The organism is Streptomyces sp. NPDC031379 (genome assembly GCF_055569615.1).
Map to the genome: position 1 here is coordinate 2927 of NZ_JBVIIT010000053.1, position 10887 is coordinate 13813.

Annotated in this window: 10 protein-coding genes; 9 read left to right on the forward strand and 1 reads right to left on the reverse strand. The window is 71.0% G+C overall.

The features are described 5' to 3' along the window. Positions 1-366: 366 nt before the first annotated feature. A complete protein-coding gene (locus ACZ5CW_RS40770; RefSeq protein ID WP_468610817.1) occupies positions 367-1188 on the reverse strand; it encodes an AfsR/SARP family transcriptional regulator in 822 nt (273 codons plus the stop codon). A gap of 280 nt (positions 1189-1468) precedes the next feature. Between ACZ5CW_RS40770 and ACZ5CW_RS40775 the strand changes: the two genes are divergently transcribed. The 9 genes from ACZ5CW_RS40775 to ACZ5CW_RS40815 all read left to right on the forward strand — a co-directional run. Beyond that, on the forward strand, positions 1469-1669 hold the full coding sequence (locus tag ACZ5CW_RS40775; protein ID WP_468610819.1) for a hypothetical protein: 201 nt from the start codon (positions 1469-1471) through the stop codon (positions 1667-1669). Positions 1670-1784: 115 nt separating this feature from the next. Beyond that, the gene (locus ACZ5CW_RS40780; RefSeq protein WP_468610821.1) at positions 1785-2789 is read left to right on the forward strand and encodes an AfsR/SARP family transcriptional regulator; all 1005 of its coding nucleotides are present in this window, start codon (positions 1785-1787) and stop codon (positions 2787-2789) included. Between the two features lie 219 nt (positions 2790-3008). Continuing rightward, complete coding sequence (locus ACZ5CW_RS40785; RefSeq protein WP_468610823.1) at positions 3009-4019, forward strand: aromatase/cyclase; 1011 nt, start codon at positions 3009-3011, stop codon at positions 4017-4019. 246 nt (positions 4020-4265) lie between these two features. After that, entirely contained in the window at positions 4266-5690 is a 1425-nt protein-coding gene (locus ACZ5CW_RS40790; protein WP_468610825.1) for a condensation domain-containing protein, read from the forward strand. A gap of 902 nt (positions 5691-6592) precedes the next feature. Continuing rightward, positions 6593-7663, forward strand: a complete 1071-nt coding sequence (locus tag ACZ5CW_RS40795) for a type III polyketide synthase (protein WP_468610827.1) — start codon at positions 6593-6595, stop codon at positions 7661-7663. Between the two features lie 30 nt (positions 7664-7693). Further along, the gene (locus ACZ5CW_RS40800) at positions 7694-8263 is read left to right on the forward strand and encodes a cupin domain-containing protein (RefSeq protein WP_468610829.1); all 570 of its coding nucleotides are present in this window, start codon (positions 7694-7696) and stop codon (positions 8261-8263) included. A 5-nt stretch (positions 8264-8268) separates the two neighbouring features. Beyond that, positions 8269-9426 carry a DegT/DnrJ/EryC1/StrS family aminotransferase gene (locus tag ACZ5CW_RS40805; RefSeq protein WP_468610831.1) on the forward strand — a complete coding sequence of 386 codons (1158 nt, stop codon included), beginning with the start codon at positions 8269-8271 and terminating at the stop codon, positions 9424-9426. After that, the gene (locus ACZ5CW_RS40810) at positions 9423-10418 is read left to right on the forward strand and encodes a class I SAM-dependent methyltransferase (protein ID WP_468610833.1); all 996 of its coding nucleotides are present in this window, start codon (positions 9423-9425) and stop codon (positions 10416-10418) included. Before ACZ5CW_RS40805 ends, ACZ5CW_RS40810 begins: the two co-directional genes overlap by 4 nt. 269 nt (positions 10419-10687) lie before the next feature. Beyond that, positions 10688-10887, forward strand: a 200-nt coding sequence (locus ACZ5CW_RS40815; protein WP_468610835.1) for a flavodoxin domain-containing protein, incomplete at its 3' end; no start/stop codon positions are given.

Below are 10887 nucleotides of genomic sequence, written 5' to 3' on the forward strand. Positions count from 1 at the left end.
AGGCAGCGGGGGTCCCCCTCCTCCCCGGCGCCTGGCCTGCTTTTGTGTTTGTCTGGGTGCCCCCCCCCCCCCCCGCCCCCCCCCCCCCCCCCCCCCCCCCCCCCCCCCCGCACCCGCGATCGGCAGGGGCGCCCGTGCCCGCGCCCGGCGCTCCGCACCGCTGTCCGCGGGCACGACCTCACTCCTCGGACCCGGCCCGGACGACGGGCCGGCACGGTCGGCGGGCAGCGCGCCCCCGCCGCGCGCAGCCCGGTCGCCCCGCATCCGCACGGCGGTCCGGAAGCGGATGTGGTGGGCCCGTGACGGCGAGGGACAGGCCTGCTGCCCTCGGGGCGGCGGACCGGATCTCGCCGCTCGTCACCGGCATCAGGCAGCGTAGAGGTCGAACGTGGACGTACGCCGCGGGCTCGCGGCGATGTCCAGGCGCGGGTCGACCGAGAGCATCGCCTGGTGCATGCGCTGGAGCTGCGGGGAGGGCTCCACACCGAGTTCGTCGATGAGGCGCTGGCGCAGCCGGCGGTAGACATCGAGCGCGGCGGCCTGCCGACCCGAGCGGTACAGGGCCACCATCGCCTGCGAGTGCAGTCCCTCGTGCTGCGGGTGGCGGGCGATCAGATCGGTCAGCTCAGGGATCAGCTCGACATGCCTGCCCAGCCGAAGCTCGGCGTCGATACGGCGCTCCCGGGCGACCAGACGGCTCTGCTCCAGCCGCATCACCTCCACCTCCAGCACCGGCCCGAGGCGGACGTCGACCAGCGCCGGCCCCTCCCACAGGTCCAGTGCCTCGCGCAGCAGGGAGGCCGCGGCGGCGTCCTCGCCGTCCTCGAAAGCCTGCCGTCCCTCGGCGACCAGCGCCTCGTAGCGGTTGACGTCGACCGCCTCGGCGGGGATCTGCAGCAGATAGCCGCCGTAGCGAGTGGCGAGGACGTCCTTGGCCGAACCCGGTACGTCCGGGCCCATGGCGGTGCCCAGCAGCCGGCGCAGCTGCAGTATGTACGTCTGGAGTGTCGTCAGCGAACTCTGCGGCAGGTCGGTGGCCCAGATCTCCTCCATCAGGGTGGGCACCGGCACGACCCGGCCGGGATTGAGGGCGAGCAGCGCCAGGATCTGGCGGGGCTTACCCGCGGTCGGGACGATGGAGATTCCGTTCACTTCCGCGTTCAGCGCACCCAGAACCTTTATGTTCATTCTTCCTCCGTGCCGTTTTCGGTGTCGTTGGTTCGCCGCGTTGACGAGGCTTCAGATGGTGTCTTCAACAGCGATTCTTCGGCGCTTTTCGCGGGCCAGTCGCGAGGGAGGCTGCAGTTCCCGTCGAGACCTGTGCGAGGCGGGGTCGAGTATTTCTCTAGCGGCCTCCCGCGACCAGCGCTGACGTACCGCTGACGTCCTGCTGACAAAACGTCAGCGCAGCGGTGATGCGCCCCCGGGCACCTGTTCCGGCCGCCCCCGCGCTGTTACGTTTCCAGCCATGGCGACGGAAACGAAGCGTTCAACCGCCTATCGCGACGGGGACCCCCTCATCAGGGGACTGCTCGCCCGCCTGGGCCCCACCGGCGGGTGCGACTTCTTGCCGGACCTGCCGGATCTGAAGCTACTCGCCCTGCTCGGCCGTTATCACCGGCGCCCGGTGCGGGTGGGCTTCCCGGAGCCGGCCGCCGAGCGCACTTGACATCCTCTGGAGAGACAGTCCACGCAAACCGGTGAACCGCTGGTTGATCCTGCACCACATAAGCGTGCCGACTACCGTGCCGAGAACTCTTTGTATATTCCCGTGCGAGGACGGCATGGAGTTTCGGATTCTGGGTTCCGTGCAGATCTGCGACGCCCGCAATGATCTGCAGATCGTGCCCGTGGGCGCCAAGCAGCGCGCCCTGCTCGGCGCTCTCGTGGCGAAGGCCGGCCAGGTCGTGCCCGCCGGGCGTCTCGTCGACGAGCTGTGGGGCGAGGACCCGCCGGCGAACGCGGCCAACGCCCTGCAGGCCCATGTGGGCCGGCTGCGCCGGCTGGTGCCGGTGCCCGCGTCCGGTTCGGGTGAGCGGCACCACGAGTGGCTGGTGACCCACCCCACCGGATACGAGCTGCGTTCGGGTGACCTCGACGACGACGTCGACGCACGCCGCTTCACGCGTCTGGTCGCCGAGGGCCGGGCGCTGCTCGCCACCGAGCCCGCCCGCTCGGCCGGTGTGCTGCGCGAGGCCCTCGGACTGTGGCGGGGCGCGGCCCTGCAGGGCGGCGGCCGGGGCGCCATCTGCTCGGCGGAGGCCGCCCTGCTGGAGGAGGCCAGGCTCGTCGCCCTGGAGGCCCTGTACGACGCGAGCCTGCGCGCGGGTTCCGCGCAGGAGATCACCGGCGAGCTGGAGGAGCTGACGATCGCCCATCCGCTTCGGGAGCGGTTCTACGAGCTGCTGATGACCGCGCTGTACCGGTCCGGCCGGCAGGCGGACGCCCTGGCCGCGTACGAACGGGCGCGCCGCAGACTCGTGCACGACCTGGGCCTCGAACCGGGGCCCGCGCTGCGGTTCCGTATGGAGTCGGTCCTGCGCCACCGGGACTTCGACGCGGACCTGGCCGGACCGGTGCGGTTGGAGCCGCGGCGGTCCGAGCCCGGCCTCACCGAGATGCCGGGCGGACCGCCGGGCGGCGGTACGCGGGCCGACGAGACCGACGTACGGCTGCTGCGGGACGAGATCGCCTGGCTGCGCCGCCATGTCGAGCGGCTTGCCCAGGAGCAGCAGGATCTGCTCAGCCGCCTCGACCGGATCACGCTGCGGGAGGCGTCGGCCTTCTAGGGCGCCCCCCGGCCCGTGGTCGCCGTCGCAGCCGCCAGCACCCACACCCCCTCGCCGGTATCGAGTGTCGCTCGAGTGCGGCCCAGGTCGGACTCGAGCCGCGTCAGGCAGTATTGGCCGACCATCAGCGAAGCCTCGCCGGAGAGGCTGTCCGCACCCACGGCAGATGTCGGCCGACCCTGCGCCGTGCCGTGCGAGGACACCGGTCGGCACGCGTCGATGTGCGGGACATCGACGCGGCGCAGGCAGCCGCTGGACACAAGGGGGGCTGGAAGATTGTCGGTTGCGCGAGTGCACCGCGTGGTCTCGGAGGTGACCACATCGGCCCCGGCCGGAGTGCTGTACGGGCTGATCGCCGACGCCACCCAGTGGCCGCTGTTCTTCCGGCCCTGCGTGCACGTGGAACGACTGAGCTTCGACGGCACCCATGAGCTGCTGCGGACCTGGGCCATGACGGAGGGCCAGGTCTCGTCCTGGGTGTCGAGCCGCGACCTGGACGTCGGACGTCGTACCGTGACGTTCCGTCAGGACCAGACGGACGCTCCGGTCGCGTCGATGAACGGGATGTGGGCGATACGCCCGATGGGCGAGCGGTGCCAGGTGGTGCTGGAGTACCAGTTCACCGTCACCGGGGACGCGCCCGCCGAGGTGGCCTGGACGGAGCGCGTCACCCGCGCCAACGGCCAGGCGCAGCTGGATCAGCTGGTCTGGGTCGCCGACCGCTGGCCCAGGCTGGACGAACTCGAGCTGGTCCTCGAGAACACCGTGCGCTTCGAGGGCTCTGCCGACGCGGCGTTCGACTTCCTCTACCGGGCCCAGGACTGGACCGCCGGCCTGCCGTACGAGCGCACCGTGCGGCTGGCGGAGAGCAAGCCGGGCGTCCAGGTCATGACGGTGGACGGCCTCGCCGGTGACGGCAGCGCGCACCACACCGAGTCGGTCCGCATCTGCTTCCCCGGTGCCGGCCGGCTCGTCCACAAGGAGACCGCCACCTCCACCCTGCTGACCGCGCACACCGGCGAATGGTCGGTCGAGCCCGACGAGTCGGGCGTCAACCTCACCGGCCGGCACCATGTGCTGCTGCGGGAGGAGGCCATCGCCGACGTCCTGGGCGAGAACGCGACCCTGGCGGATGCGCGACAGCACGTGCGCGACGAGCTGAGCCGGCAGGACCACCTCGTGCTGCAGCAGGCGGTACGGCACGCCGCGCGCGCGGTGCGGGTGCTGTGACGGCCGGTTGTCCGGGACGACGGCCACGGCTCCCTGACCCCGGGGCCGTCGTCCGGCCGGAGCCGTCGCCGGGCGGCCCCGGCCGTCGCCCAGGGCTTCCCGAGCGGACCTCGAGCCGTGTCGACACGCCGTCAGGCCGCTGAAGGCGGGCTCCGGCACGATATCGCCCGGTGTGCCTGGGTCCCGGCATCTCTGTGGTCTGCGGTCCTGTCCGGGGTGAGGCAGCGACGGCGAGGAGGACGAGACATGGCGAGGTCGAGCCGTTGGCGCCGTGTACGGATCCGTACCGAACGCCGCACAGCGGTGCCGGCCGAAGCGCCACGGCTGTCCGTACCCGTGACCCGCCGGCGCATCGACGCGTTGCTCGAATCCGCCCGGAACCGGTTCACGGGACGGCATGTGGAGCAGGTCTGGTGGTGCTGGTACGGACCGCTGGACACCGAGCGCTTCGCCGCCGCCTGGCAGTCCGTCACGGAGCGGGAAGCGATCCTGAGAGCGGCCTTCGAGCGGAAGCCGAGTCCGCACATCGTCTTCCACCCGCACGCCCGCACCGAGGTGACACGGCACCCCGCGGGCACCGTCGACTGGGACGAACTGCTGGAGCGGGACCGGCTGCACGGCTTCGACGTCCGCCGCCCCGGTCCGCTGCGCGTCACTCTCGTCGACACCGAGGTACCGGGCAGCACCCGGGTCCTGCTCACCTTTCACAACGGGCTGCTGGACGCCCGCAGCGTGTTCGTCCTGCAGAAGGAGTTCAGCCGCGCCTATCTCGCGGGCGGTGTGCTGCCCGGCGGCGAACGCCGGCCGGACATCCGCGACTGGATGCGCTGGCTGGAACATCAGGACACCACCCCGGCGCAGGACTTCTTCGGCCGGGCCCTGCCCGCCGACCCGCCCGTCGTCCTGCCCCTGCTGCCCGGCCCTCCCACCCGGCAGCACGGACGCGGCCGGGCCGCGGCCCGGCTGACCACCACGGAGACGGACCGGCTGCACCGGTGGGCGGCCACGCGGGGCCTGCCGGACTCCAGCGTGGTGCACGCCGCGTGGGCGCTGTTGCTGTACCGCGCGGCGAACGCGACCGGCCCCGTCCCGGTGAGCTTCGGCATCACCGTCTCCGGGCGCGGCATCACTCTGGACTGTGCCGACCGGCTGGTGGGCCCGTTGCGCGCCTGTCTGCCGATGAGTGTTCTGGTCGACCCCGCCTGGACGGTCAGCCGGCTGCTGGATGCCCTGCGGGACCGGGCACTGGACCTGGCGGTGTACGAATGGGTCTCCCTCGGGCAGATCCAGGAGTGGGCCGGCCGGCCGGCCCCGTTGCCGCAGAGCCTGGTCTCCGTGGAGGGCACCCCGTGCTGGCCCGCCGACCTGCAGGCCCAACTCGCCGACATCGGCGTCCGCTTCGGGCCGCGGCACACCGGTGATACGCAGCCCACCCTGCCGGTCGCCCTGCTCGTCAGGAGCGACGCCGACGCTTCGCGGACCCTCACCGTCGTCCACGACCGGGCCCGCGTCTCCGACGCCGCTGCGAGCATGCTGGCCGCTCAGTGCGCCCGGCTGCTGGTCCGGCTGCCCACCCTCGACGGCGCCGAGACCGTCGCCGAGGTGCTGGACGCCCTCGGCGCGGACGAGCCGCCCCGAGCCGCCCCGCCACGGTACGACGTGGGGTTCTGACGGGTCCGGGGCGCCAGGCCCGCGTGCTCGGCGTCCCGCGTCCCAGGCGGACACGAACCGCCGTCGACGTACGCACGACCCTCCACCGACCCTCCGGCCATCCGGCGTCGACCGGCTGCCGACTCGCACTCCACCGGGCCCCGAGCGCCCCGCTGCCCCGGCCCGATGCCGGGCGTGGCCGCGCCGTACGGCCGCCGGGGTGCCCGGACCCCGGCCGCACGCCGCCACCCAGGCGCGACAGGCGGGACAGCGCGCCCGCAAGAGCCCTCTGGCGTGCGCGTTCGCGCGCCCCGCCCGGAACCCGCCCCCGTGCTCGAGCGCGCCCGCCCCGGAAGCGCGGTGAAAGACATCGCCGTGGACGTGGAGAGAAAGCCGGCCTGAAGTGTGACCTGGGTCACTCGATGATGCGCTTGGCGTGGGGCCCCATCCCGTGTCACGATTTCCGCACACCTTCCCTGCCCAAAAACAGCCGCAAGGCAGTGGATTGAATGTCGTCCGCCGGTCCGTACAGGCGAGAACGAGTCCCTGTGATCCACGGCAGCTGGCTGCATTTTCCGAGCAGCTGAAGTCCCTTCCCATGAAGGACAGGCGCAACTCGCCGTCAGCGTTCTCCGTCTGACCGGCCGCCACCCCGTCGCTTCGTCCCCCGTACCCCTGCGCGGCGCGTCAAAACGCCGACGGGCAAGGGGCGTTGAGGGATCGATGAGAAACCGCCCGTCAGGGCCACGCGGCGTTCGACCGGCAGTTGTACCTGCCCGCCGGGCTCATCGGCGGGCATGTCAGGCCACCGTGAAGAACCTCGTCAACAACCACACCGAGGGATGGCGGGCGAAGGCGACCCGCCATCAGCTCAACGCCCCACTGCCCTTGCTGTCGAGACTCCAAAGAAGTGGATGCCAGATATGCCGAGGCTATGCAAGCCGGCGATGAATGCGCCCGAAAACATCATCACAGTGGAAGAGACGCTGGAATTCGCCGAGAAAGCACATGCCGGCAAGCCGCAGCTTGCGTTGGCGCTGCGGCTGATCCGGAACACGGGTGTCAAGAAGCGGCACATCGTCCAGCCCATCGAGCAGACGCTCCGCCACCCCGGCTTCGAAGAGCGCAACCGCATCTACGAGGTCGAGTCGAAGAAGCGCACGCCCCAGGTCATCGAGCAGGCTCTGGCCAACGCCGAACTGAGGGCCCGTGACATCGACGCGATCATCTACGTGTCGTGCACCGGGTTCCTGATGCCGTCGCTGACGGCATGGCTGATCAACAAGCTGGGCTTCCGCTCCGACACCCGGCAGATACCCATCGCCCAGCTCGGCTGCGCGGCGGGCGGAGCGGCGATCAACCGGGCCCACGACTTCTGCATGGCCCACCCCGGCAGCAACGTCCTGATCGTCTCCTGCGAGCTGTGCTCGCTGTGCTACCAGCCCGACGCGGACGACATCGGCTCGCTGCTGTCCGACGGCCTGTTCGGTGACGCGGTCGCCGCAGCCGTCGTACGAGGCGAAGGCGGCGTCGGTATCGACCTGGAGCGCAACGCCTCCTACCTCATCCCGGACACCGAGGACTGGATCTCCTACGCCGTCAAGGACACCGGCTTCCACTTCCAGCTGGACCGCCGCGTGCCCGGCACGATGGAGCCGCTCGCCCCGGTCCTGCGCGAGCTGGCCAAGGACCACAGCTGGGACGCCGGCAAGCTCGACTTCTACATCATCCACGCCGGTGGCCCGCGCATCCTCGACGACCTCGCCAAGTTCCTCGAGGTCGACCGCGATGTGTTCCGGCACAGCTGGTCGACCCTGAGCGAGTACGGCAACATCGCCAGCGCCGTCGTGCTCGAAGCCGCCCGCAGGCTGTTCGAGGAGGAGACCCCGGCACCCGGCGCGACCGGTCTGATCGCGGGCTTCGGTCCTGGCATCACCGCCGAGATGGCGCTCGGCACCTGGGCGGCCGACGGCGTCCCGCAGACCTTCGCCTGATCCCACGCGCGCACAGAGAAAGCGGAGCATATGACCGACCTCATCATCCCGGCCGGTGTCGGGCGAAAGCTGGTCACCCCGGCGCAGGAGGTGACCTTCAAGGCCACGAAGGAGATGGGATCCTCCATATCGATCTTCGAGGTGATCGTTCCGCCCGGATTCGATGTCGGGGCGCATGTCCACAACCACTCCCAGGAGTTCTTCTACGTCCTGGAGGGGGAGCTGGACCTGCTGTGCTTCGAGCCGACCGAGCGCACGACGGACACCTGGCACCACTGGGAGTCCCCCAAGGGCGACCGCGTCGTCCGCGCGGGTGAGGGCAGCTGCATGTTCGTGCCCCCCGGCACCCCGCACGCGTTCCGCAACGCCACGGACAAGCCGGTGAAGATGCTCTTCCAGAGCTATCCCTCGCCCGAACACGAGGCGTACTTCGAGGAGATCGCCGAGATCTGGTCGCGCGGCACCGCGGTGGACCCCGCGGCCGTGGAGGCGATGCGTCAGCGGTACGACGTCAGCCAGCTCACGCCGCTGCGCTTCCAGCCGCCGTCGATCACCGGGATCCCCGGCCAGGAGACGAACGCGAAGCGGAGCGAGAGGTGACCGCGGTGGAACCGATTTCCCTGGTCCACGCGAGCCTGGGAGAGCAGGAACTGGCGGCCGTCGCCGAGGTGTTCGCCTCCGGCTGGCCGGCCGGGCAGGGCCCGAAGGGCAAGGCTCTGGAGGCCCAGCTCGTCCAGCGGTACGGGGTCGGTGACGCCGTCGCGATGTGCAACGCCGGCGCCGCGCTCCACGCCTCCCTGCTCGCGCTCGGGGTCAAGGCCGGCGACGAGGTGATCGTCGCCGACTACGGATTCCCGGCGCCCGCCCACGCCGTGCGCTACCTCGACGCGGTCCCGGTCTGCGCCGACGTGCGCGCCGACACCGGCACCATCGACCCGCAGGCGGTGGCCGACCTGATCACTGCGCGTACCGTCGGGGTGATCGCGGTGGACACCGTCGGCATCCCCGCCGACTACGTGGAGCTGCAGGCGCTCGCCGACCGCCACGGATTGTTCGTCATCGAGGACGCCGCCTGCGCCGTCGGTGCCAAGTACCAGGGCCGCGAGGCGGGCGCGCTCGCCGAGGTGGGCGTCCTGTCCTTCCACGGACGCAAGGGAGCCAGCAGCGGTGAGGGCGGTGCGCTGCTCGCCGCCGACCCGAAGGTCGGCGCGGACGCGCGGCTGCGCGCCTCCTTCGGCATCGGCAGCATCTTCGACATGGGGAAGGTCGTCGGCCTGCCCATCCCGGAGTTCACCCAGATCGGCTACAACTACAAGCTGTCCGACATCGCGGCCGCGATCCTGCAGGTGCAGCTGGGCCGGATCGAGGAGCTGCTGGCGCGCCGTGACGCCGTCGCCCAGCAGTACGGCGAACTGCTCGCCGACGAGGAACTCCTGACGGTCCCGTTCGTGCCGGAGGACCGTACCCACGCCTGGCAGACGTACATGGTGACGCTGGACCCGGGCGTGGACCGCGCGGCCGTCGCCACCGAGCTGCGCGCCAAGGGCATCGGCTGCGGACACGGCACGTTCGCGACCCACATCCAGCCCGTGTTCGAGTCGAAGCACACGTGCCCGGTCTCGGCGGATCTCTACCAGCGGCAGCTGGCCATACCCATGCACGCGGAACTCAGCACCAATCAGGTCGAACGGGTCGCGGATGCCCTGCGCAGCGCGGTCCGGACCCACTCGGTGCCCGCCCGGAGCCTAGGAGGGGCAGCATGACGGACAAGAAGCCGGCACCGGACGGCGTACTGAGGCTGATCAACGGCTACTGGGCCACCGGCGTCGTCGGCGCCGCGGCCGCCCACGCGCTCTTCACCCACATCGAGGACGGGGCGGACACGGTCACGGAGCTGGCCGCTCGCGCCGGGATCGCCGAGCGGGGCGCGCAGACCCTCCTCGACGGCCTCGTCAGCGTGGGCCTGGTCGAGGTGCACGAGGGCCGGTACCGCAACACGCCCGAGGCGTCCGCCTACCTGGTCGAGGGCAAGCCCACCTGCCTGAGCAGCTTCGCCCAGCTGAAGCTGAAGCACATGGGCAGCCTGGTCGCACTGCCGGACGTGGTCCGCGCCGGGGGACCGGTGCAGGACCCGACGACCGAGGTGGCCGACAACCCGCACTGGGAGGAGATCGTTCCGGCCATCGCCGCGCAGTCGGTTCCCGCCGCGACGACCGCCGCCGAGGTGCTCGGACTGGCCGAGGCCGGGGAAATCTCGATCCTCGACGTGGGCGGCGGTTCGGGCATCTACTCGGGCATCTGGCTGGAGACCAACCCGGCCGCCCGCTCGACCCAGCTCGACTGGGAGCCGATCAACGCGATCGCCCGCCGGCTGCTGGCGGAGCGCGGTGTGGCCGACCGGTTCACCACGATCGACGGTGACTTCCACACCACCGACTTCGGCACCGCGAAGTACGACATCGCGCTGTACTCCCACATCGCCCACCAGGAGGGCCCGGAGGGCAACGTCGAGGTCTTCGCCCGCCTCCGGGACGCCCTCAAGCCCGGCGGTGCCCTCGTGGTCTGCGACTACGTCGTCGACGACGACCGCAGCGGTCCGGCCTTCCCGCTGATCTTCGCAGCGGAGATGCTGCTCAAGAGCAAGCAGGGCGGCACCTGGCGGCGGTCCGAGTACCAGGACTGGCTGGGCAAGGCCGGCTTCAAGGATGTCTCGTTTCATTCGGCACCGCCCGCCACCTTGGTCATCGCTCGATAGGGTGCATGCCGTTCGCCGTTCGAGGGTGCGCCGGCCGTGGCAACGGCCGGCGCACTCCGTCGATGTCCCGAACGGCGAGCAGCACCGTGAATCCGCCGTACAAAACTGGCGACCGTCAGTTCGGCCACGCGATCACGTCGTCGTCCGACGATGAACACCGCACTTTCCAGGCGTAGGACACACGGCTTCCCCGGCCGGAGAGAGTCCCGCCGGCATCCGGCAACCGACTGCGGCGCCGCCAGGCAGCAAGCGAGAGAAGGAAACCGATCGTGGAATCCGTGAACGTAGCCATCATCTACTACAGCTCCACCGGGACCATTCACGCCTTGGCGCGAGCAGCCGCCGAGGGAGCTGAGAAGGCCGGCGCCACCGTGCGGCTGCGCAAGGTCGCCGAGACGGCTCCGCCGGAGGCGATCGCTTCCAACCCGGCCTGGGCCCAGCATGTTCAGGACAGTGCCGATGTGACCGA

Coding starts and splice junctions, on each gene's coding strand:
- ACZ5CW_RS40800 (WP_468610829.1), top strand. CDS start 7,694: ATGACCGACCTCATCATCCCGGCCGGTGTCGGGCGAAAGCTGGTCACC.
- ACZ5CW_RS40770 (WP_468610817.1), bottom strand. CDS start 1,188: ATGAACATAAAGGTTCTGGGTGCGCTGAACGCGGAAGTGAACGGAATC.
- ACZ5CW_RS40775 (WP_468610819.1), top strand. CDS start 1,469: ATGGCGACGGAAACGAAGCGTTCAACCGCCTATCGCGACGGGGACCCC.
- ACZ5CW_RS40785 (WP_468610823.1), top strand. CDS start 3,009: ATGTGCGGGACATCGACGCGGCGCAGGCAGCCGCTGGACACAAGGGGG.
- ACZ5CW_RS40810 (WP_468610833.1), top strand. CDS start 9,423: ATGACGGACAAGAAGCCGGCACCGGACGGCGTACTGAGGCTGATCAAC.
- ACZ5CW_RS40790 (WP_468610825.1), top strand. CDS start 4,266: ATGGCGAGGTCGAGCCGTTGGCGCCGTGTACGGATCCGTACCGAACGC.
- ACZ5CW_RS40780 (WP_468610821.1), top strand. CDS start 1,785: ATGGAGTTTCGGATTCTGGGTTCCGTGCAGATCTGCGACGCCCGCAAT.
- ACZ5CW_RS40795 (WP_468610827.1), top strand. CDS start 6,593: ATGCCGAGGCTATGCAAGCCGGCGATGAATGCGCCCGAAAACATCATC.